The organism is Clostridium sp. C8, from assembly GCF_001010885.1.
GTDB lineage: Bacteria > Bacillota > Clostridia > Clostridiales > Clostridiaceae > Clostridium > Clostridium sartagoforme.
Window position 1 is genome coordinate 16714 of the sequence record NZ_LBMX01000040.1, and the last position, 25867, is coordinate 42580.

Below are 25867 nucleotides of genomic sequence, written 5' to 3' on the forward strand. Positions count from 1 at the left end.
TGTGGAAATTCCACCTGAACATAACCAATATACTAAAGATAAAATTGCAAATTATGTGCATAATAAATAGTGCATTGCTGATAACCAAATTGTAATAGATGGTTCATATAATTGGAGCAGATTTGCTAAGTATAATGAGGAACATATAATAGTTGTAGAAAGTAAAAAAGTTGCCAAAATATATCAAGAGAACCTTGATAGGTTAATGAATGAAATTAGAATGATAATAATTTAATATAACTTAGTAATATTATATCCCTAGAAATAGAATAAAATTTAATTATAATTATATGGATAATTTAATTTTAAATTTGCATATAAGGAGATTATATAGTAGTATTTTATTATATAGTAGAATGCCATATTGGAATGTAAATATTAAATTTAATTGTCAATATATAATAAGAATAGTAGTAGCACCATATTGGATTTTAAGTTTTAAATAAGATAAGTTGTCTAAATAATGAAGACCAGTTAATGGAATTGAGTAAATTATTAAAAATATTTTACTTAATGAGATTAGTGGTCTTTTTTATTTTAAGCAGATTAGATACAGACATCTACTGAGAAATATAATTTATTTATAATGACAATTAAATTTAATTGGAAAAAATAATGACATTTAGACTTAACAAGGATATAATAAAAATTAGCCTGATAATTCTTTTTAAAAATGCACTTATAAATAAATTTTCAGTCAAATATATTTATAAGTGCAGTAGATAAAGACGGAAGTATTCATTCAATTTAAAGAAGTGTTATTTAGTAGAAAGATTATTAAGGAATATAAGAAGGTAAATAAATCTAAGTTAGAAAAAAGTTAAATATTCAAAAAATAACAAAAATAATGTAAAATAGTATTATATTAGAAAATTAAGGAGGGAAAAATGAGATTTTGTTTAACGTTACAACTAAAAGAAAGATTTCTTACTGTGGAATATAGGCGAATTATTTTAAGCTTTATAAAGAATGCACTAACTAAATATGATAATGGGAAATATTACGAAGACTTCTTTAAAGATACAAAACAAAAAGATTACTGTTTTTCAGTTATATTGCCTAAGCCTATATTTACAAATGATAAAGTGATAATAGATAAGAATGAAATAAAAATTATTTTTTCAATGAAGAGCAATTTAGAGATGACTTTTATATTATTCAATGCATTTATAGAGCAAATAAATAAGCAATATCCTTTGCCTAATAATAATCTTATGGTATTAAAAAATATAAATAAAGAAAAACAACAAGAAATAATAAATTCTAAAGTTATATTCAGAACAGCAGTAGGTAGTGGAATATGTGTGAGAAATCACGACAAAGAAAAAAATACAGATACATACTATGTATATAATGATAAAGAATTTAGAGAAAAAATTAAAGTGGTTTTATCAAATCAGTTATTAAATTCAGGATTTACTGAAGAAGAAGTAAATGAGGTAAATATAAATCCAATACAATGTAAAAAGGTAGTAGTAAAGCACTATAAAAGATATATAGATACGAGTGTAGGACTTTTTGAAATAAAAGCAAACAATAAAATCCTGCAGCATCTGTATGAGGTAGGAGTAGGTAGTAGGAAAAGTATGGGGTTTGGTCTGATGGATCTAGTAACACAAGATTTACTATAACTAGAATATGAGTAAATAAATCTAACTAAATACATGACGTAATATTATGAGGATACCTAATAAGAAGAAGTTTATAATAATCTTTATGTTAGAATGTCTAGAAATTGGCTTGATAAAGATGATTTAAACTTACTGAAAAGTTAGATTTAATATTTAGAGGATTACAAGGATTAAGAAATATAGAAATTGTATAGGAGTTGAGTGAATGGAGAATCTAATCAGGATAGATATTGGAGATTGGATGATAAATGCAGGAATAGTTGGAATCTGTAACATCCTTGAAAATGCAGGTGACAAAGTAACTAAGAAAGCAAATTACATTACTATTGATAGATCTTATTTAGATAATTTTGAAGAGAAGTATTTTAAGTATTTCATTGATACTTATAGAGGAACATTATCTTGGAATAAGATTATTTCATATAAGGGAATCTTAGATAATTTTGAAAATAGTGATTTTAAGAATTTTACAGAAGAAAGTTTAGAAAATTTGAATGTTTATATTAAAGATACAGTTAAATATTATTTAAAAAGTAATAGTTATATAGCTGCCTATGAATTAATAGATAATAACATTGATATTCTTGCTTTAGAGAGGAAACTTACTACAATAAACTTAAAGAAGAAAGAAAATCTAGAAGATAAACTGCCACAAATAAAAGAAACTATTAAGGTGATAAGAGAAATAATAGATTACTTTTCAATGGAAAAATCCAAAAAATATTTAGCAGGAAAAAATGTTATATACACTATAATTAAGAATGCGTGGAATGGGATATCGTTTTTAAATGCTCAAACTAAAGAAAAAGATATGTATGTAGATTACAAGAATTATTTTGTTAATCCCGCTATAGATGAGTTGGAAGCGAATAAAGAAAAATATAAATACCATTGTTTTATTTGTAATAATGAGATGAAGGATTTAAACAATGATTTAAGTTTCTTAAATGGAATTGGATTTGATGTTAACAGAAAACCATCTCACGTTTGGAATTTTAATAATGATGTAGCCATATGCAACTTTTGTAAGCTTGTATACTCATGTATTCCAGCTGGAATATCTTATGGGGCAGGAAGTGGAATATTTATAAATGCCAACATTAATGCTGAAAATTTAATTAAAGTAAATGAAAATATAAAAGAATCAATACTTAGAAATAGTGATGGTATCAAATCTTTAAGCTATAAATCGCTAATTTCAGCTATACAAAAACAGGAACATGATAGCTTTAAATATGAATTGGCAGATATACAAGTTATTAGATATGAAGATGAGAGATATAAATTCAATATTTTATCTAGGAATTCACTAAAAATAATAAAGAACTCCAAGGAACAATTAGATAGATTAATAAAATCTGGTTATATAGAAAACAAGAAGTTTTATAGTATATACGAATTAGTTATAGAACGTTTGTTAGATAACAGTAATTTAATAACTTTAATACATCGATTAGTGTTATACAAACTTTCCAATCCAGATGATTGTAGATATTCAGTTAAAAATCTAATAGATATGTTAAGAATTAACTATAAATATATGAAGGAGATAGGATATATGCAAGATATTAAAAATGAGAATGACAAAGATATAGTAGATTTAGCTAAGAACTGTGGGTATTATTTAAGATTAGCATATAAGGCAAAAGGTTCTGAAGAAAAACTAAGTGGCATTGCTTATAGATTATTAAACTGTTTAAAAACAAATAACGCTTCGATGTTTATGGATACCATATTAAATTGTTACTTATATACTAAAAAAACAGTTCCAATGGAATTATTAGGAGTATTAAAGGATTCTGATGTATTTAAGCATATAGGATATGCATTTGTAGCATCATTAATAGGAAATCCAGAGAATGATAATAAAGAAAATGGGGGTAAAAAAGATGATAAATAAAATGGATTTAAAGGGTTTATCAATTTCAATGATATTTAAAGCGGAAAGTGCTAATTATGGTGAGTCAGTAGGTAATGTAGCATCATTAAAAAAGATTACTAGAGATAAAGGAGATCAATATACTTATATATCAAGACAAGCAATTAGATACAATATAGTTGAACAACTAGGGGAACAACTTGCCACTGTAAAAGCAGAAGGAAGTGGCGATAAAAAAGTAATACAATTTGATTCTGAAGCTACAATAGATAAGTATCCAGAAATAGATTTCTTTGGATATATGAAAACAGAGAAAAAAACATCAGGAAAAAAGAGAACAGCAAAAGTTAGATTATCAAATGCAATTTCACTTGAAACATATAAAGGAGACTTAGATTTTTTAACTAATAAAGGTCTTGCAGATAGATTAGATGAAAATATGAATATTGCTCAGTCTGAAATTCATCAGTCATACTATAGGTATACAATTACAGCAGATTTAGATCAAATAGGTATTGATGAAGTAGATAATATAGAGATTTCTAATGAGGAAAAAGCAAGAAGAGTTAATAAACTTCTTGATACTGTAGCCCTTCTTTATAGGGATATAAGAGGTAGGAGAGAAGATTTAAAACCATTATTTATAATTGGTGGAGTTTATGATGTTAAAAATCCAGTATTCCAAAACGTTTTAGATGTTAAAGATAATAGATTATATGTAGATAAAATAGAAGGAGTTATGTTTGAAAATGTAAAGAAAGATACTATTTGTGGATTAGTTCCTAGTGTTTTTGATAACGATGATGAGATAAAAGAAAGACTTAATGCACAGTCAATGCCTAAATTTTTTGAAGAGTTAAAGACAAAGGTTGAGAGTTACTATGGAAAGAGCTGTTAGAATAAAATTAACTCAAGATTTAGTAAATTATAAGAAACCAACAAGTTTTCAACTTAAAGAAACATACCCTTTGCCACCTTTTTCTACAGTTATAGGAATGGTTCATAGCTTATGTGGTTATGATGAATATAAAAAAATGAAAGTTAGTGTTCAGGGAAGATCTGTATCTAAAACAAATGATTTATATACTAGATATGAGTTTAAAAGTGGAATGAAATATGATGAAACAAGACATCAATTAAAAGTAGGCGAGTTTGGAGTATCAAGGGGAGTAGCTACAGCTGAACTATTGGTTGATGTAGAGCTACTTATTCATATAATACCTGAAGATGATAGCTTGATTGAAGAAATTGAAAAAGCGTTTAGATATCCTAAAGAATATCCGTCATTGGGAAGAAGAGAAGATTTGGTAACTATAGAAGAAGTAAAAGTTGTAAGTGTTCGCAATGAAGTACCTAGAAAGAGTATTGATGGAGAGAAATCTTATGGGGCATATATACCATTAGAAATAATTAATTCTATCAAAATGAAGAATTCTATTCAAGGAGTTAAATTTACAGGTACAAGGTATAGACTTAATAAAAATTATAAACCTGTAAATTATGGGACTGAAAAACTTCCTAAGATATTTAGAAAATGGCATAAAGAAGAAGTTATTTATGCAACTAATATATCTTTCCTAAGAAAGCATGAAAGTTATTTAGATGATGATAATTACTTAGTATTCGCAGTTTAGTAAAAATTTAATTATATAAATTTAAAGAGGGAGAAGTCCCTCTTTAAAAATATTTAGAGTTTGTGAGGGATTTTATGAATAGATATTTAGCAAAGTCAGATACAATGGAAACAATACAAGATCATACTAACAAATTGCTTGGAAATTATAATATATTGAAAGAAATATATCCCAATTTATTAGACGTGAAGTGGTGGGATATACTATATAGGGCTTGCCTTTATCACGATTTAGGAAAAATGAACTTAAAATTTCAAGACAAAATGGAGAAAGGAAAAAAATCATCTTTAGAAATACCTCATGGAATTTTGAGTTTAGCATTCATAGACTATGAGAAAATGGAAGATGAAGGATTTAATGAAGATGAAATAAAAACTTTATTTCATGCTATAGCATATCACCATGAAAGAGAATTAAGCTATGAAGATGATGAATTAGAAAGGGAAATAGAATTATTAGCTAATGAGTATGATGGATTTAATTATGATAAATTAAAAGAAGAATGTTATCTTGATCAAATTGATGAAATGTACTTTTATAAAGATGATAGAATATATGAAAATGAAGATATTTTCTTTAAATATATTATGGTTAAGGGATTATTAAATAGACTAGACTATGCGGCAAGTGGACATATAGAAGTTGAAAAGAAGAATGATTTTCTAGAGGATAGTTTAAATAATTTATTAAATAAATGGAAAAAGGAAAAGCCGAAAAGCAAATGGAATGAATTACAAGAGTATATGATTCAAAACAGAAACAAAAATCTTGTAGTTATAGCTCAAACGGGTATGGGTAAGACAGAGGCAGGGCTTTTATGGATTGGAGATAATAAAGGTTTTTTTACATTGCCATTAAAGACAGCCATAAATTCAATTTATGATAGAGTAGTTAAACTTGTAAAAGAAAATATAGATGATAGAATAGGACTTCTTCATTCAGATACATTAAGTGAGTACATAAATAAGAGTGCAGAGAAAGATGAGGATAAGGCTAAATATAAAGATATAGATTATATTGAGTATTATAATAAGACAAAACAAATGTCACTTCCTTTGACTATATGTACATTAGATCAGATTTTTGATTTCGTGTACAAGTATAGAGGATTTGAACCAAAGTTAGCAACTCTTGCTTATTCAAAGATAGTAATAGATGAAATACAAATGTATTCTCCAGATTTATTAGCTTATCTTATAGTTGGTTTAAGTAATATTAATAGTGTTGGTGGTAAGTTTGCTATACTAACAGCGACATTACCTAGTTTTGTATTAAAGTTATTAGAAGATGAAGGGATAAAATTTGAAATGCCAAAAAAGCCATTTATTAATAGGGCTTTAAATACAAGACATAGTATAAATGTAATTGATGATGAGATAAATATAGACCATATAAAGAGCCTATATAATAAAAATAAAGTATTGGTGATATGCAATACTGTAAAAAAGGCTCAAGAAATTTATAATAAGTTAAAAGGTGAGAATATTGAAAATATTAATTTATTTCATAGTAGGTTTATAAAAGTTGATAGAAAAGAAAAAGAAGATGATATATATAAATTTGGAGAGTTAAAAAATAAAGTCTATGGAATATGGATAGCCACACAAGTGGTAGAAGCATCATTAGATATTGATTTTGATATTCTTGTTACAGAGTTATCAGATATCAACGGATTATTCCAAAGATTAGGTAGGTGTTACAGAAGTCGTAACTTTGATGGTAATGGATATAACTGTTACGTATATATAGATAAATGTAGTGGAGTTAGATATGCAATTGATGAAGAAATACATGAACTATCAAAAGAGGCTATTAGAAAGAGAAAGATTGATGGATTATTAAATGAAGAAAAGAAAATATCTATAATAGAAGATGTATATTCGTATGAAAGGTTAAAAAATACTGATTATTTCAAGAAGTTAAAAAACATAGTTAAGTATGTTAATGATTTTACTGCATATGAAAAGAGTAAAAAAGAAGCTAAAGAAGAATTTAGAAATATAGAGTCTATTAATATAATACCTAAGTCTATATATGAAGATAATAAAGAGAGCATAGATAAATCTGTTAGAACAATTTCAGAGTATGTACCTAAATTATCTATAAAGGAAAAAGAAGTTAAAGCTAGAGAAAAAATTGAAGCGCGAAATGAATTGTCAGATTTTGTTTGTAGTGTAAGACCTTATTATAAAGAAGGGAATACTTTAAAAGTTTTAAAGCTAAGTGACTATGAGGAGATAATTGTTTTAGATTGTAACTATTCTAAATCCACTGGAGTTGAACTTATCAAGAGAAAAAATGAGAAAAAGAATGGAAAAAATAATTGTGAAATTTTATGATATGGTAATTAGTTATTAGAAATGTACAGCGATACGGTTAATATAATGATGTAATTAGAGAGAATACTAAATATTATATAAATTTATCAGAATTAGATGAGAGGTTGAATAATGAAAAAAGAAATTACTGGAGTAATGGTTTATTACTATGAAGTTTGTAAAAGAAAACTATGGTATTTTTATAATGAAATACAAATGGAACAAGGTAATGAAAGTGTTGAAATAGGTAAAGCAATAGATGAAGAAACTTATAAGAGGGATAAAAAACACATAAATATAGATAACATAATAAATATAGATTTCATACGTTCTAAAGGTATATTACATGAAGTTAAAAAAAGCAATAAAATAGAAGAAGCTAGTATATTACAGGTAAAATATTATTTGTATTTTCTTAAGAAAAGAGAAGTAGATAATATAAAAGGTAAAATAGATTATCCATTGCTTAAACAAAGTATAGATGTAGAGCTAACAGATCAAGATATTATTCTTATTGAAGGAATTTTAGAAGATATCGAAAAAATAGTTACGTTAAAAAATCCTCCGCCGTTAGAAAAAAAGAAAATATGCAAATCTTGTGCTTACTATGATTTATGCTTTATATAAAAGGAGGATGAGAATTTATGAAAAGAAGTTATTATATATATAATAATGGCGAATTGAAAAGAAAAGACAACTCTATAGCATTTATAGATGAAGAAGGTGAAAAACGATATATTCCTATAGAAACAGTAAATGAAATATATGTTATGTCTGAAATGAATTTTAATACAAGCCTAATAAATTTTTTATCTCAATATGATGTAGTGGTACACTTTTTTAATTACTATAGTTTCTATACTGGAAGCTTTCAACCAAGAGAAAAACTTGTATCAGGTAATTTATTGGTTAATCAAGTAACGCATTATACTGATGAAAAGAAAAGGTTAGAAATAGCTAAAAGATTTATAGATGGAGCAAGTTATAATATATATAGAAATTTAAGATACTATAATGGTAGAGGTAAAGATGTACAAAGCTATATGGATAAAATAGAAACTTTAAGAAAGGGAATATATACTAGCAATAACATAAATGAGTTAATGGGATATGAAGGGAACATAAGAAAAGTATATTATGAAGCTTGGAATATAATCATAGACCAAAAGATAGATTTTACAAAGAGAGTGAAAAATCCACCAGATAATATGATAAATACGTTAATATCATTTGTAAATACATTAGTATACACAAAAGTATTAGGAGCTATATATCATACACAACTAAATCCTACAGTTAGTTATCTTCATGAGCCAGGAGTGCGAAGATTTTCCTTAAGTTTAGATATAGCAGAAATATTTAAACCAATATTAGCTGATAGACTTATATTTTCACTTTTAAATAAGAAGCAGATAACTGAAAAAAGTTTTACTAAAGAATTAAATTACTTACATCTTACAAAAGAAGCATCAAAAATAATAGTAGGAGAATTGGATCAAAAACTACAGACAACTATAAAACATAAAGACTTAAATAAAAGTGTATCATATGAATATTTAATGAGACTTGAATGTTATAAACTTATAAAGCATTTATTAGGAGAGAAGGATTATGATCCATTTAAAATATGGTGGTAGGAGTGAGAATTAAATGTATGTTATATTAGTTTATGATATAAAAAGTGATGATGGGGGACAAAGAGTTCTAAATAGAACTTTTAAAATATGTAAAAAGTACTTATCTCATATTCAAAACTCAGTATTTGAAGGAGAGCTAGCAGAGTCACAAATAATTAAGCTAAAATACGAATTAGATGGTATAATAAGAAAAGATAAAGATTCTATAATATTATTTAAAAGCAGAAACGAAAGATGGTTATCTAAAGATATGTGGGGGAAAAAGGAGGATAAAACTAGCAATTTTATTTAATTGTCGACCCAATATAATGTCAAAATATAGGTGAGTAGACAATGATAGTAATATTAAGATCTTAAGGAAATATTTTATATACTTTATATTATAAAAGTTAGTAATATTATTCTAAAATTAATAGATAGACAGAAATGCCATTTAGACATAAGTAATAATACGGATTGTCGGTGGACGCATATTAGTAGCACCATATTGGAATGTAAATTTTTGTATATTTTAACACGAATTTAAATTCATGTTTATATTAGTAGCACCATATTGGAATGTAAATTAATGTAGTTATATCTTAATGTTGCTTGTTCTGCTGCATATTAGTAGCACCATATTGGAATGTAAATTAGTTCTCATATCTTTTATAGCTTCAAAGACATAATATATTAGTAGCACCATATTGGAATGTAAATAGTGGAATTAAAGCTTTAGAGTATCAAGACATTTTTATATTAGTAGCACCATATTGGAATGTAAATAGTGCTGCAATATATGAAGCTGATGGAGGAGCATGGATATTAGTAGCACCATATTGGAATGTAAATAAGAATACTGAGAATTAGTGAAAAATACAAACAGAGATATTAGTAGCACCATATTGGAATGTAAATAAAAACTTTTAGGAGTATATGATTTAAATACACAAAAATATTAGTAGCACCATATTGGAATGTAAATACTACCCCTTATAAAATAGGTGATTTATGGGTACAAGATATTAGTAGCACCATATTGGAATGTAAATGTTGATGATACTATTCCCGGTGAAGATACTGGAGAATATTAGTAGCACCATATTGGAATGTAAATTATAATTATATTGCTATTTATGTAACTAGAGGGGGTAATATTAGTAGCACCATATTGGAATGTAAATAAGTTGCTGCATATATAAATTTTATCTCCATATTTTATATTAGTAGCACCATATTGGAATGTAAATATAGTTATTATTGCTAATGAGTATTTTAGTTCTAGTTATATTAGTAGCACCATATTGGAATGTAAATGTTAAAGCAATAGATTATGTTGAGATAGATGAAAAAGATATTAGTAGCACCATATTGGAATGTAAATAACAATAACAGGAAATAATGCTAATGAGGGAATATTATATTAGTAGCACCATATTGGAATGTAAATCAATGGTACTTAAATAAAATGGGTGGAACTAAGGAAGATATTAGTAGCACCATATTGGAATGTAAATATAATACATCTAAACTTACAGTATACTTCGTATTTTATATTAGTAGCACCATATTGGAATGTAAATAGGTAAGTATGTTTATTATGAAGAAAGCTTTGAAGATATATTAGTAGCACCATATTGGAATGTAAATTGATAAGCTACTTGCATATCCTCTTTCATATCTGTTAATATTAGTAGCACCATATTGGAATGTAAATATAGAAAGAGAAAAACATTTTACTTTTACTATAGGAGATATTAGTAGCACCATATTGGAATGTAAATTTGTATTATTAGGCAATTCAACCTCTTTTAAATATTCATATTAGTAGCACCATATTGGAATGTAAATAATATAATGAGAAACGCATATAAGGCTTCTGATGGAATATTAGTAGCACCATATTGGAATGTAAATTTAGGAACTTGGATATAAGATAATAATTTGTATTTCATATTAGTAGCACCATATTGGAATGTAAATTTAGCATTAATAACAACAATATTAAAAATATCAAAAATATTAGTAGCACCATATTGGAATGTAAATTTATAATGTTTTCCCGCTTAATGATACTATGTCAAGATATTAGTAGCACCATATTGGAATGTAAATTTCAGTATTTGGCACTGTAATACTATAAAATTTAATATATTAGTAGCACCATATTGGAATGTAAATTACTTCCCTAAATCTTGATATCTGCAAGAAGTATTAATATTAGTAGCACCATATTGGAATGTAAATATGCAAACTAAAAAAATGATTATAATCTTTTCTATTATATTAGTAGCACCATATTGGAATGTAAATTAGAAAAAACATATGAAGTAATAAGAAAGGGGTTAGGATATTAGTAGCACCATATTGGAATGTAAATCTATAAAAAGAAACAGTTTGACCAACTTTATAATTAATATTAGTAGCACCATATTGGAATGTAAATGTAGTAACCTTTCCACCTTCAACATAATATTGATAAATATTAGTAGCACCATATTGGAATGTAAATGTAGTAACCTTTCCACCTTCAACATAATATTGATAATATTAGTAGCACCATATTGGAATGTAAATAGCTATAGAGCTTGCAAGGAATGTTCAGAGGAATTAATATTAGTAGCACCATATTGGAATGTAAATAAAGCTAATAAAGTAACATCATCAATAACAAAAACTGATATTAGTAGCACCATATTGGAATGTAAATGGAGAAGTTGAAGTCAAGCATCATGCTTTAGGATTTCATATTAGTAGCACCATATTGGAATGTAAATTGGATAGCAAACAATTTAATGATGGCCTTAGTAGTATATATTAGTAGCACCATATTGGAATGTAAATGAGGTTGACCTTTTCGCAGATAAAATAGAATATGCATATTAGTAGCACCATATTGGAATGTAAATTACTCTTGTGAGTATTCATATGGATAACCGTAAATGTATATTAGTAGCACCATATTGGAATGTAAATATATTTTAAATTATACATATTTTTCAAGAAATTTTAAATATTAGTAGCACCATATTGGAATGTAAATATAATAATAATAATAACATTTTTAGGAAAAAAAGCATATTAGTAGCACCATATTGGAATGTAAATGAACTAGAAGCAATAGTACCATCAGGTCTAGTTACTCATATTAGTAGCACCATATTGGAATGTAAATTGCAGTTAAAATGCTGACAATCTCAACAATAGGAATATATTAGTAGCACCATATTGGAATGTAAATACAGATATAATTTACAGTGATTTGGACAAGCATATAAATATTAGTAGCACCATATTGGAATGTAAATGGTAAAACTATTATTGCTTAGACAATAGAAGATACCATATTAGTAGCACCATATTGGAATGTAAATTATTATCTATACATAAATTATAATACACAAATTAATATATTAGTAGCACCATATTGGAATGTAAATGCTATGAAAGAGTTTAGAATTAAGATTCTGAATATATTAGTAGCACCATATTGGAATGTAAATGAAACTAAATACATGAAAACAGTAAGTTATACTGAATATTAGTAGCACCATATTGGAATGTAAATAAGTTTATACTTGGGTGGTTAGTAGTTTATATAGAGTATATTAGTAGCACCATATTGGAATGTAAATAAAATCAGAAGTATTTTCAGATTTAGTATCTTTAAAAATATTAGTAGCACCATATTGGAATGTAAATGGAATAGTAATAGCTAATAAAAAAGATGCTTATATGTATATTAGTAGCACCATATTGGAATGTAAATACAGGAGAAAATATTATTACTATAAACACTACAGATAAATATTAGTAGCACCATATTGGAATGTAAATTGATTAAAAACAAAATCTGTACTATCATCAAAAACTATATTAGTAGCACCATATTGGAATGTAAATATCAACTATAGAGTTAAGAGGAAGAATGGAGAGCAAATATTAGTAGCACCATATTGGAATGTAAATATATTAAAAAAAGATGAGAATAACATCACTTGGGATGATATTAGTAGCACCATATTGGAATGTAAATGTAACAAGAAGTTATGGAGCTATAGGTAGTTTAGCTATATTAGTAGCACCATATTGGAATGTAAATCAAATATTTAATAAAGAAGTGTATGAAAAGAATAAAATATTAGTAGCACCATATTGGAATGTAAATCAAAATTCATTCCTACTACCCTGTTCAGATACCCTTATATTAGTAGCACCATATTGGAATGTAAATCAAGCTAGATTAGATCAATATAATAATTTTAGTTTAATATTAGTAGCACCATATTGGAATGTAAATCAAATAAATATATCAAAAAAATTATCAAGACCAATACATATTAGTAGCACCATATTGGAATGTAAATTTTTTTTTAGCTATCTTCTTATAAGAATTAATAGTAATATTAGTAGCACCATATTGGAATGTAAATAAGTGAAATAAAATTAGCTGGAGAAAGGCTTAATAGATATTAGTAGCACCATATTGGAATGTAAATCCCATATGAGTTATAGTGGCAGACGCAGATACATAAATATTAGTAGCACCATATTGGAATGTAAATATCAATTTTAAATTTTTATATCTAATATCATAGTCAATATTAGTAGCACCATATTGGAATGTAAATTTTTATAAGTTCTAACAATTTTGGCAGCTTAACATTTATATTAGTAGCACCATATTGGAATGTAAATTTCAAATATATCTTGGGGTTCTTCTTGCTCACTTTCTATATTAGTAGCACCATATTGGAATGTAAATACATTAACATTAACTACAACAGGAGCATAGGGGAGGAATATTAGTAGCACCATATTGGAATGTAAATTTAACCCAAGCTGAGATAGCTCCGATACTAAATGCAGATATTAGTAGCACCATATTGGAATGTAAATATAAATGAATATCAATATTACAGAATTGAAGGTTTTATATTAGTAGCACCATATTGGAATGTAAATTTTAGTTCTTTAATGTTCTTTTTATCTCGCTTCTCTCATATTAGTAGCACCATATTGGAATGTAAATGTAAATGTATTAAAGAGATTAATAGAGATATTTACAATATTAGTAGCACCATATTGGAATGTAAATACTCCTTTTTGATAATACATTCATAATTAGTTAATTTATATTAGTAGCACCATATTGGAATGTAAATGAAGCAGTAATTGCAAATAAAGTATCTAAGCTTAGAATATTAGTAGCACCATATTGGAATGTAAATGGAGCACATATTAAAGATGTATTAAAAGGGTTAAGATATTAGTAGCACCATATTGGAATGTAAATATTCTTGGAGCGTTGTTTTCTTATAGTATTTTTTATGATATTAGTAGCACCATATTGGAATGTAAATAAATTAGATAAAGTGTTAAGCAAAAAGAAAAAGGAGAATATTAGTAGCACCATATTGGAATGTAAATTCAGTTGATATATATTCATTATAAGAACAATCAATAGATATTAGTAGCACCATATTGGAATGTAAATCCAAAAAAGCTTTTAACAGTTTGATATATTTTCTTTATATTAGTAGCACCATATTGGAATGTAAATTTCTTTGTTAAATAATCCTTTGTAACTATGTGGTGCATATTAGTAGCACCATATTGGAATGTAAATAATAACTACTATAAATGATAAATACTCAACTCTAAAATATTAGTAGCACCATATTGGAATGTAAATATGCAACCTCTATTTATAGAGGATTAATGGAATTGATATTAGTAGCACCATATTGGAATGTAAATTTATCTCCTACAAAGTGTGGTGTCCCTCCTATCTATATTAGTAGCACCATATTGGAATGTAAATTATATTTCAGAAGTAACAGGATCATATGAATATAAATATTAGTAGCACCATATTGGAATGTAAATGCTTATAATGTTAAAAAGTTGGAGGGTTTTACTTGTAATATTAGTAGCACCATATTGGAATGTAAATTTAGAAAACAATACAGGATGGATAACAGATTTAGCAGATATTAGTAGCACCATATTGGAATGTAAATCATATAGCAGATATGAAAATGGCGAAAGATGCCCCCATATTAGTAGCACCATATTGGAATGTAAATCAATGAAATATCTTCTAAAGAAACTTCTTCATTGACATATTAGTAGCACCATATTGGAATGTAAATTCTTTAGATTTATTATTTACACAATCAACCAATTTTCATATTAGTAGCACCATATTGGAATGTAAATACTAGATACATGGTGTTAGTATAAAGTAGTGGACACATTAAGACGAACTAAGTAAAATAATATTTAGTTAAGAAAGGATGTGTACAATATGGGAAAGGGCAAAAGATATGATCAAGAATATAAGGATATGATAGTAGACTTATATAAATCAGGAATGACCTTAGCAGAGCTAAGTAGCGAATATGGCATTGCAAAATCAACAATTAACGGATGGATCAAAGATGTTAAAGAAATACAAGTAGATGATAATGAAGTTATGACATTAAAGGAAGTTAAGGCTTTTAAAAAAGAAATGGCAAGAATCAAAGAGGAAAATGAAATATTAAAAAAAGCTATGGCCATATTTGCAACAAAAAATTAGATGAAATAATAGAATTTATAGATAGCAATAAAAGTAACCATGATATTAAGACTATGTGTACCGTTCTAGGCGTAGCCAGAAGCACATATTATAAATCTTTTGATAAAACTAAATCTGCAAGAGAATTAGAGAATGAGGAATTAAACGCTGCTATTAAAAGGATCTATAAAGACAATAAAGGAATATATGGTGCTCCTAGGATTCATCATGTACTTAGTATAGAAGGCTTTAAAATATCCTTAAAGAGAGTTCAAAGACGAATGAGCGAACTTGGTATTTGTGCAGTAACTGTAAAAAAATACAAACCTCATTCGAGCAAAAAAGTAGCAGAAGGTTTAGAAAACGTTTTAAAGAGAGATTTTACTACTACTTCTATCAATGAAAAATGGGTAGGAGATATTACATATATTCATACTATCAAAGATGGTTGGTGCTATTTAGCTTCAGTTCTTGACTTACATTCTAAAAAAATAATTGGCTACGCTTTCGGTAAGAGAATGACTAATGATTTAGTTGTCAAAGCCTTAAAAAATGCTTATTACAGCCAATCTCCTGATAAAAATAAGCAACTAGTATTCCATAGCGACTTAGGTTCTCAATACACTAGTAATGATTTAAAGGACCTATGTAAAGAGTTTAATATTCTACAATCATTCAGTAAAAAAGGTTGTCCATATGATAATGCTTGTATAGAATCTTTCCATTCATCAATAAAAAAGGAAGAAATATATAGAAGTACATACCGCACCTTCTCAGAAGCTAATGTGGCTATTTTTAAATATATTGAAGGATGGTATAACAGAAAAAGGCTGCACTCATCACTAAATTACATCACACCACATCAATGTGAATTATTAGCTAGAAGTTCAGCATAAAAAAGTTTGACTTTTTGTGTCCAAGATATTGACATAAGACCAACATGAGGCTTTAAATTTAAATATTTCTTAATATTAGTAGCACCATATTGGAATGTAAATAAAAATAATATAGACTAAATAGCCTATATTATTTGATATTAGTAGCACCATATTGGAATGTAAATGGAACATCTTTTATAGAAGTTTGTACAACTTCAATAATATTAGTAGCACCATATTGGAATGTAAATTCAAATTAGTATCTTCTTTATTCTTTAATACTGAAAATATTAGTAGCACCATATTGGAATGTAAATCCAGTTGAAATTCCTATATCTGAAAATGTAGCCATTGATATTAGTAGCACCATATTGGAATGTAAATACATAGCTATCTATATAGGGCTTTAATCTACTCCCAATATTAGTAGCACCATATTGGAATGTAAATTGTACATTTTAACGGTAAGTTATTATCAGCAAGTGAATATTAGTAGCACCATATTGGAATGTAAATACCGTTATTTGTACTGCTCCTTTTGATATAGTGAAATATTAGTAGCACCATATTGGAATGTAAATTATCTTAGTTATAAAATAAGTTACAAGTAAATTCTTCATATTAGTAGCACCATATTGGAATGTAAATCAAGTTTAAACAATTAGCAATTCTTTCAGTTCTTTATATTAGTAGCACCATATTGGAATGTAAATGATGTACCTAAAGAAGTTGTAGAAGCAGCTTTAGAAGATATTAGTAGCACCATATTGGAATGTAAATAAACATTTTATTTACGGCTCTAGCGTGGTTACACAAGATATTAGTAGCACCATATTGGAATGTAAATATTATTAGAGGGGGAATATGAATAATGCCAAATGCATATTAGTAGCACCATATTGGAATGTAAATTTAAAGCACTTGCAACAATTCCAACACCACTAATTAATATTAGTAGCACCATATTGGAATGTAAATGTATTTGGTGATTTTACTAATACTTTTATTTCCTCAATATTAGTAGTACCATATTGGAATGTAAATATAGATTTATCTTGCATTAATAATTCAAATAAAATAGATATTAGTAGCACCATATTGGAATGTAAATTATTTAATAGTATAATAAAGTAATGAATTTCAGTAAATATTAGTAGCACCATATTGGAATGTAAATCTATGCAGTATAATTTACTATATTATGCAATACAAAATATTAGTAGCACCATATTGGAATGTAAATCTTGGTCTATTTAAGTAACTTTCTATAAGCTCTATTGATATTAGTAGCACCATATTGGAATGTAAATTTATCTCATTTTCTAACAACTCTTTTATTTCATAATCATATTAGTAGCACCATATTGGAATGTAAATTAAAGCATCATTTGATTCTGGCATATATACAAGTAGATATTAGTAGCACCATATTGGAATGTAAATATTATTCTCTTGATAACAAAGACATGACACGCTAGCATATTAGTAGCACCATATTGGAATGTAAATAAAATATTTAATTTTTTATAACTATTTCTAGTAATTAAATATTAGTAGCACCATATTGGAATGTAAATTTTTTTAACTTCTTTCATTTCATCATTTCCCCTTTATATTAGTAGCACCATATTGGAATGTAAATCAGTAGCATAGAGAAGGAAGGCGATTGGGATGGTGTTATATTAGTAGCACCATATTGGAATGTAAATTTTTAAATAATTCTTTTATCATTTCATTATCTCCTTATATTAGTAGCACCATATTGGAATGTAAATTAGTTTAAACCCTCTATGTCACGCTCTGTTACATATATATTAGTAGCACCATATTGGAATGTAAATTCAAACCTCTTGATTTTATTCTGCCAACGTTTTTTCAATATTAGTAGCACCATATTGGAATGTAAATCAAAATTAACTTTAATGTAATTATATACTAGTAAATATATTAGTAGCACCATATTGGAATGTAAATATCATAGGTGATGGTTCTACTATTTTGCTTTTATCAATATTAGTAGCACCATATTGGAATGTAAATTTCTATCAATATTTCCTATACTTCTACCAACTAACATATTAGTAGCACCATATTGGAATGCAAATTTACTTACCTCCTAACTTTTCATAGCCAGTACAAACATATTAGTAGCACCATATTGGAATGTAAATAGAGTATTGAGGAATTAAAACGTAATGGACTTGATAGATATTAGTAGCACCATATTGGAATGTAAATGGCTTAGAAACTGGATAAGTATTAATCATATCATTGGATATTAGTAGCACCATATTGGAATATAATATTTTTAGGGTTATATAATAATTATTACGTACTAAATTTTAATAGTAGTAGACCCAAAAGTACTCCTAAGTACCTCTATGCAACTTTGTTAATGAAGATATATGCTCCTTTAAGTGTGAGTGAGGTTTTAGCACATATTCTCATAGGAAAAAATACACGCTATATCAATATGTTAGTAGAGGTTAATAGTAATTTTCTTTTATGAATCACAATTAGAAATTTGTTCAAGGAGAAAATAAATTTAACTAATAAAGAATCACAACTAGATGCTAGAGTTAGAAATAAATCTTGAATCAAATTATTAGGCATCTAAATATATATTAAAAATTTAATAACTAGTGTAATAATATGTTAATATTAATTATAGCCAGTATCCTTAAGGGTAACTTGGACAATATTAGAAACTAGAAAAATATATAAAGAAGAGGATACAATATGAGAATAAATAAAAAATATATAATATCTTTTTTAATTTTGTTTATAATAGAGGCATTAATAGCGCTTTTCGTGCATGATAACTTTATTAGACCATATATTGGTGATATATTAGTAATTATTTTAATGTACACCTTTATTAGAGGAGTTATAGATAAGAAAATTAAGATTTTACCTATTTATTTATTTTTATTTGCCTTATTTGTTGAAGTTATGCAGTATTTCAAGGTTATAGAGCTTTTGAACCTAGAAAATAACAAAGTTGCTTCAATAATTATGGGAACTTCCTTTGATATAAAAGATATTTTATGTTATTTCATTGGAAGTATGATTTTAATAATATATGAAAATATAAGTTTGCGAATTAATAAAACCTTTTAATATAATGTTTTAAATTGTGCATATGGCTAAGACGCCTGAGGTAATGGTGTGTACAGGGTTTTCTTATTCAAACAATCTAATATACTACCAATAAATGAGCTATGAAGAATTCTTCGTAGCTTTTGCTTTGTCAAAATAGAACAAATAAATTAGTTAAGTTTAAAAGTCCAACTTCTAAATTAATTTGTAATTTCTTTATTGAACCTCACGTTACGTCATGATGTAGTATGTTCTTGAGGTGATAATTAAGATGAAGAATAATTTATTAAAACTACTAACAAATGATAATGAAGTTAGAATGTATATTACTGACGCAACAGATATAATAGAACACGGTAATATAAAAGATATAAAATCAGATTTTTCAAAAGAGCTTTACAGAAGGATATTTATATGTTGTTGCTTATTACGTGGTTTATTAACTGAAAGAGACCAACGTTTAGATATTAGTATAAGATTTAAGCCACAAGGATATTCGGTTTATTGTAATATAGATGGGGAAGGAAATATACATTGCACGTTCTCTTCTAAATTAAAAGTATTTACTGGAAAAATGGAGGATTTAGCAGGAAAAGGTGCAACTATGTCTATAAGCAGGGGAGGCTGGATGTCAGGAATGTTTACTGGTACAATAGAGTTAAGAGGTGATTCGATAGAAGGATGTTTTTCGGATTTTTATTGTAGAAGTGAACAGGTAGAAACAATTTTTAAAATTTTTATATGCAATGGAATAATGAGAGGTTGCATGATACAACCATTACCTTTTGTGGAAAGGAAAAATCTTGAGTATTTAACAGACTATATTAATAGTAATCAGAATACATTAACTTTACTAGAATGGGCTGATTTGCCAAATAAGCTTTCCTCATATGCAAGAGTCATAGAAGAATACAAAATACAAATAGAATGTAATTGTTCAAGAGAAATGTTTTTTGGTATTTTAATGTCAGTAGAAATGGATGAATTAAAGCAATCAATTCAATTAAATAAAAGCGAAGAATTAGAATGTGGTATATGTGGTAAAAAGTATTTATTTAATGGAGATGATCTAAAAGAAATTGTTAAAATAAAAGAGGGAATATAAATTGAGTGAATATATAAAAATTGGTGATTTAGCAAATATGACAGGTATAACTGTAAGAACGTTACATTATTATGATGAAATTGGCTTGTTAAAGCCATCTAGGGTAACAGAAAAAGGGCATAGATTGTATAATATGAAAAGTGTTACAGAATTATATCAAATTATATCAATGAAAGATATAGGCTTTAATCTTGATGAAATAAAAGAATTGCTTATATTTAAAAATGTTAATATTCTAGATTTAATTGAAATTCAAATTTCTAATGTGCAAGAGGAAATTGCACAAAAGCAGCAACTTTTCTGTAAGTTACTTAAATTAAAGGAAAATCTTAAAGATAATAAAAACTTATCTTCAGAAGATATTAAAGAAGTTATACCATTTATTAATTTGTCATCAGATAAATTTTTTACTAAGGAACAATTTAATGAATTAAAAGACAGGTTAATTAATTTTAATTCAGAAGCAGATGGTGCAGAAGAATGGGTTGCTTTTATTTCCAAATTGAAGCACTGCTATAGGAAGGGATTGTCTAAAATTGATATAAAAGCAATAGAATGTATCCGATATTGGAGAAATATAACTAATAGGATAGTAGGGGAAGATGAGCAAATGAAAGATTCAATTTCTTCATTCCATGCTTCTCAAAATAGTACCCAGTTAAGATATGGACTTACTGATGAATTGTATAAGTACTTAATGAGTTTAATGGAATAGATGCTGATAAATATACTTGAATTTCAGATGAATACATAGGTTTTTGCTTTTCTATGAGGTTAATGCAGTAATCGAGGGAGCTATTGAGATTGGAGCAACAGAAATTGTTGTTAATGATTTACATGGAGCTGGAAATAATATACTTATAGAATCTTTAAATGATAAAGCACAATTAATTACAGGTCCATCCCCTAAGGGGGCTATGATGGAAGGATTAGATTCATCCTTTGACGCGGTAATATTAATAGGATATCATTCCAGAATGAATATGGGCGGGGTTTTGAGCCACTCTTTTCATGGAGGTGTGATTTCAAACATAAATATTAACAGTAAAGATGTTGGGGAATTTTATATGAATGCATGTGTTGCAGGTCACTTTAATGTTCCAGGTGTTTTGGTATCAGGCGACAACATTCTAGAAGAGAAAGTAAAGAAAGTGAATACTGAAATTGAAACAGTTGTAGTTAAAACATCATATGGAAGATATTCAGCAAAGTGTTTAACACCATCTGCAGCATTTGAAAAAATAAATGAAAAAGTAAAGTATGCATTAATAAATGCCAAGAATATTAATCCTATAAAACTACAAGAGCCTGCTGAAATGAAGGTTACTTTTTTAAATAGCGGTCAAGCTGAATATGCATCAATAATGCCTGGAACAGAATTAGTTGAACCAAATATTGTAACATATAGTAGTATATATCTATAAAATACTTCACGTAGAGAAATTAAAATTTGTATAAAATAGCTAGTAGGAGTATTAAGAATGAACAAGCTAATAATAAAAATTTCGGTGTAACAAAAGAAACATTTTTGGTAGTGATTGATCCTGGCCATGGTGGTATAGATGTGGGTGCAACAAGTGTAAGTGGTTTATATGAAAAGGATTTTACCTTCAGCTTATCAAAAAAAGTAAATGAAGTATTGGAAAAAGAAGAAAGAATACAAATTTATATAATCAATGGATATATTGATTATAAGGATAGGCCTAGTTTTGCAAATGAATTAAATGCAGATTTATATATATCAATTCATGGAAATATATTTGAAACTCCAGATGTATCTGGTACAGAATCATATTATTATAATAATGAGTCTAAGATTTTGGCAGAAGTCATACATAATCATGTAGTTAGTACAACAGGGTTAATGATCGAGGGGTTAAGAAGGAAGAACTATTTGTAGTTAGGGACACAGAGATGCCATCAGTTTTGTTGGAAGTTGGATATTTAACTAATCCTAAGGAAGAACAACTGATGTTTGATGATGGGTTTCAATATTTAATTGCAGAATCTATATGTAATGGAATTAAGAAATACTTAGAAATAGATTGATAAATTACAATATTGAAGAAGTAAATAAATTAATAACTCCTTCTAATTACAATACATAAAAGTTGTAATAGAAGGAGTTATTTTTTGCAAATAAATATTGACATAAGAGTAAATACTATATATTATATTAATATACCAACGGTCGGTTTATTAAAAGGAGTGATATTATGGCAAGAATAATAAAAAAAGATGAATATGATGCAAAACGTAATGAAATTCTTAATGCAGCTCAAAAGTTTGTTTATACAAAGGGCTATGAGCAGATGTCAATTCAAGATATCTTGACTGAATTAGGTATTTCTAAAGGAACTTTTTTTCATTATTTTAAATCAAAGCAGAATATGTTAGATGCACTTATCGAACGCTTTATGGATCAAGGAGAAGAACAGATAATTCCTATAGTGAAGGATGAAAGTCTACCAGCTATAGAAAAGTTAAACAAATACTTCACAGCAGCAGGAAATTGGAAGGTTGGGCAAAGAGATTATTTAATTACTCTTATGAGGGTATGGTACAGCGATGATAATGCAATTATCCGTCAGAAAATGTTAAACAATTCAATTGAACGTATTTCTCCTCTCTTATCCTCCATGATTTTCCAGGGGATTAAAGAAGGAACTTTTAAGCCTTCTTTTCCAGAGCAGGCAGGAGAAGTTACCCTTTCTTTGATACAAAGTTTGTGGGATAGATTATCTTTGATGATTATAAATGATACAAAGGACAAAGGCTGCATTGACCAAATGAAAAATATACTAGCAGCTTATACAGATTCCATAGAAAAGGTATTAGGAATTCCTGAATCTACTCTTAGTATTATTAATGATGAAACAATGAATCAATGGGTTAATTTTAAATAAAGGAGATGTGGACTTGACAATATTATTAAAAACACTTAAAAACATTGGAAAAGGGCTACTTTTAATAATAAGTTTATGGCTATTAGCTATTATGAGTGTCGTATTTTATATGAAGGGAATAAACACTGTATTACTGACCATATATGTTATTATATCACTTGCAGCAAATACTGGACTTCTTTGGCCAGGAATTTTCAGGCTTATTACTAATGGTGAGAAAAGCAGAAGAACAGTGCTAAAGTTCTTTGTGATACCTTCAACTTTATTATTTACTATTTTTTATGCAGCAGTTATATTCTACATTCAGGATATACCAGTAATCTTAGGAATTCTTTCAGGTATAACTATTATACTTATGATAATAGTTTTTAGGAGCCCAGAATCACTTTCGAAGTCTTTTGTGAAAAAAAGCAAAAACTTCCGACTTACTATATTTGGTGTACCAGCTATTATATTTTTGGCATTAATGTATATTTCTGTGCCAATAGTCGAAAATTATCGTACAAGCATCTTAAAGAAGGCTGAAGAGGCGCGTTTGCAGGCAATTGAATCTGTAGTTATAAAATTACCTTCTAAGGATGGAAAAGTTAAGGTTTATCCGCTTCACGTAGGAGACACGATTTTAACTTATGGACAATTTTACGGCGGTCTTGATGGATGGGAAGGACTTAGTGGATATTTTAAAACTCTTGTGAATAGAGATAACATTACAATACCTCTATACACATATCTTATTGATCATCCAAAGCATGGTCTTATGATGATTGATGCAGCTATAAGCTGGGAGCAGGCTAATGACCACGATGGATTCTATAATCACAATTATATGGTTTCACGTTTGTTAACAGTAAAAGATGAATACAAGCTGACCACAGAGCAGGATCTTCAAGTTCAGGTAGAGAAGCTGGGGTATAGGCTGGAAGATATAAAAACAGTATTTATGACTCATACACATGATGACCATGCTGGAGGACTTCGAAACCTGCCAAATGCCAAGGTAATATTAAGCAAAGAAGATTGGGAAAAGGGAACTTCTATTTACCCTTACTCATACGATTTGATAAAGGATAATATGGACTTATTTACTTATAACTCTGGTGAGTATAAGAGCTTTTCTAACAGTTTAGACTATTTTGGTGATGGAAGTGTTATTCTTCTTCCTACTCCAGGTCATTCTCCTGGGCATACCTCTGTTTTGGTAAAGGCAGATGAATATGATCTTTTATTTATGGGGGATACACCATATACTCTAAATCATATGTCAATTGATGAGGTTAGACAAATTACTTTAGGTGGAGAAGAAACAGAAAAGCAATTAGATTCAACTCGAAAATTACAGCAATTAGTAGATGCTAAAGCTGACACAGTAATGCTGTTTGCTCATGATTATACTAATTATCAAAAGGAATTAGTTGAACAATTTCTTGATGATGGATATTTTGCTGAAGAAGAACTTAAAAATATAAGAAATTATAGATTTAATCTTTTCAACAATGATTGGAAATTAAAACCGGGTAATATGCCTTACTATGTACCTGCATCAGAAAATGAGGAAACTGGACATGTAGGCTTTAACTAAATTGCAAAAAGTAGTATGACAAATCTTAGATTGTTATATTGCTTTTTTTTATTACATATCGGTTTTAGCTTGCCAATAATATATTGCTAATTGAGTTCTATCTCGTAATTCTAATTTTTCTAATATAGTTGAAATAGTATTTCTTACAGTTCCTTCGCTAATAAAGATCTGTTTGGAAATTTCCTTATTTGAAAGTCCATTAGCAATTAGTTCTAAAATTTCATTTTCTCTTGCAGTTAAATTATTTTCGTCTTTTGATTCAGAAAAGCTCCTTAAGGCCTCTTCACTTATAATGGAAAGGCCAGAATATACAGTTTTAATAGTTATTATTTGTTTTTCTGTATCATCTGATTTTAATAAATATCCAGAGGCACCTGCTTGAAGTGATTGGTGAATGTTTTTATAATCATGAAAAGTTGTAAGCATGATAATTTTTATATCTTTATTAATTTTTTTAATAACTCTACAAGCACCAATTCCATCCATAACTGGCATTTGAATATCCATAAGAATAATATCCACAGGATTCTTTTTGCAAAATTCAATTGCTTCATTTCCATTAGAAGCCTTTCCTATAATTTCAAGAGCTGGATCAGTAGATAAAAGGATATCAAGACTTTCAATAACCATTTCATCATCATCAACTATTAATATTTTCAT

At 27.6% G+C, this 25867-nt stretch carries 16 protein-coding genes, 1 pseudogene and 2 CRISPR repeat arrays; of the genes and pseudogenes, 16 read left to right on the plus strand and 1 reads right to left on the minus strand.

The annotated features are described in order from the left end of the window. The first annotated feature begins 887 nt into the window (after window positions 1-887). The 16 genes and pseudogenes from cas6 to AAT22_RS05420 all read left to right on the plus strand — a co-directional run bounded on the left by cas6 (window position 888) and on the right by AAT22_RS05420 (window position 25207). Entirely contained in the window at window positions 888-1631 is a 744-nt protein-coding gene (gene cas6 / locus AAT22_RS05340) for a CRISPR-associated endoribonuclease Cas6 (protein ID WP_047000495.1), read from the plus strand. Window positions 1632-1836: 205 nt separating this feature from the next. Continuing rightward, on the plus strand, window positions 1837-3531 hold the full coding sequence (gene cas8a1, locus AAT22_RS05345) for a type I-B CRISPR-associated protein Cas8b1/Cst1 (RefSeq protein WP_047000496.1): 1695 nt from the start codon (window positions 1837-1839) through the stop codon (window positions 3529-3531). A gap of 1 nt (window position 3532) precedes the next feature. Continuing rightward, window positions 3533-4408, plus strand: coding sequence for a type I-B CRISPR-associated protein Cas7/Cst2/DevR (cas7i, locus tag AAT22_RS05350; RefSeq protein ID WP_172655005.1), 876 nt, complete (start codon window positions 3533-3535; stop codon window positions 4406-4408). Then, entirely contained in the window at window positions 4392-5144 is a 753-nt protein-coding gene (gene cas5b, locus AAT22_RS05355) for a type I-B CRISPR-associated protein Cas5b (protein WP_047000497.1), read from the plus strand. Before cas7i ends, cas5b begins: the two co-directional genes overlap by 17 nt. Window positions 5145-5218: 74 nt before the next feature. Beyond that, window positions 5219-7483, plus strand: a complete 2265-nt coding sequence (locus AAT22_RS05360) for a CRISPR-associated helicase/endonuclease Cas3 (protein ID WP_047000498.1) — start codon at window positions 5219-5221, stop codon at window positions 7481-7483. A gap of 111 nt (window positions 7484-7594) precedes the next feature. Then, complete coding sequence (gene cas4 / locus AAT22_RS05365) at window positions 7595-8089, plus strand: CRISPR-associated protein Cas4 (protein ID WP_047000499.1); 495 nt, start codon at window positions 7595-7597, stop codon at window positions 8087-8089. A 17-nt stretch (window positions 8090-8106) separates the two neighbouring features. After that, window positions 8107-9099, plus strand: coding sequence for a type I-B CRISPR-associated endonuclease Cas1b (cas1b, locus tag AAT22_RS05370; RefSeq protein ID WP_047000500.1), 993 nt, complete (start codon window positions 8107-8109; stop codon window positions 9097-9099). Between the two features lie 13 nt (window positions 9100-9112). Next, the gene (gene cas2 / locus AAT22_RS05375; protein WP_047000501.1) at window positions 9113-9391 is read left to right on the plus strand and encodes a CRISPR-associated endonuclease Cas2; all 279 of its coding nucleotides are present in this window, start codon (window positions 9113-9115) and stop codon (window positions 9389-9391) included. Between the two features lie 178 nt (window positions 9392-9569). Further along, window positions 9570-15300: a CRISPR direct-repeat array (repeat unit 30 nt; unit sequence ATATTAGTAGCACCATATTGGAATGTAAAT). A gap of 88 nt (window positions 15301-15388) precedes the next feature. Beyond that, window positions 15389-16536, plus strand: a protein-coding gene (locus AAT22_RS05385) for an IS3 family transposase (RefSeq protein ID WP_156174287.1) whose coding sequence is annotated in 2 segments (ribosomal slippage) — window positions 15389-15632 and window positions 15632-16536 — 1149 coding nt in all. Because the reading frame shifts where the segments join, the coding sequence is not laid out codon by codon here. 72 nt (window positions 16537-16608) lie between these two features. After that, a CRISPR array of direct repeats spans window positions 16609-18823; the repeat unit is 30 nt; unit sequence ATATTAGTAGCACCATATTGGAATGTAAAT. Between the two features lie 434 nt (window positions 18824-19257). Next, window positions 19258-19638 carry a DUF2809 domain-containing protein gene (locus tag AAT22_RS05390; protein ID WP_047000502.1) on the plus strand — a complete coding sequence of 127 codons (381 nt, stop codon included), beginning with the start codon at window positions 19258-19260 and terminating at the stop codon, window positions 19636-19638. A gap of 250 nt (window positions 19639-19888) precedes the next feature. Beyond that, window positions 19889-20722, plus strand: a complete 834-nt coding sequence (locus AAT22_RS05395) for an Hsp33 family molecular chaperone HslO (protein WP_047000503.1) — start codon at window positions 19889-19891, stop codon at window positions 20720-20722. A gap of 1 nt (window position 20723) precedes the next feature. Further along, on the plus strand, window positions 20724-21437 hold the full coding sequence (locus tag AAT22_RS05400; RefSeq protein WP_084820722.1) for a MerR family transcriptional regulator: 714 nt from the start codon (window positions 20724-20726) through the stop codon (window positions 21435-21437). 43 nt (window positions 21438-21480) lie between these two features. Continuing rightward, a complete protein-coding gene (locus AAT22_RS05405; protein ID WP_047000504.1) occupies window positions 21481-22146 on the plus strand; it encodes a M55 family metallopeptidase in 666 nt (221 codons plus the stop codon). Between the two features lie 140 nt (window positions 22147-22286). Continuing rightward, a pseudogene (locus AAT22_RS05410) lies at window positions 22287-22771 on the plus strand (N-acetylmuramoyl-L-alanine amidase). A gap of 167 nt (window positions 22772-22938) precedes the next feature. Beyond that, window positions 22939-23628 carry a TetR/AcrR family transcriptional regulator gene (locus AAT22_RS05415; RefSeq protein ID WP_047000505.1) on the plus strand — a complete coding sequence of 230 codons (690 nt, stop codon included), beginning with the start codon at window positions 22939-22941 and terminating at the stop codon, window positions 23626-23628. 13 nt (window positions 23629-23641) lie between these two features. Continuing rightward, window positions 23642-25207, plus strand: a complete 1566-nt coding sequence (locus AAT22_RS05420; protein ID WP_047000506.1) for an MBL fold metallo-hydrolase — start codon at window positions 23642-23644, stop codon at window positions 25205-25207. 51 nt (window positions 25208-25258) lie between these two features. Here AAT22_RS05420 and AAT22_RS05425 read toward each other — a convergent pair whose 3' ends face one another. Then, the gene (locus tag AAT22_RS05425; protein ID WP_047000507.1) at window positions 25259-25867 is read right to left on the minus strand and encodes a response regulator transcription factor; all 609 of its coding nucleotides are present in this window, start codon (window positions 25865-25867) and stop codon (window positions 25259-25261) included.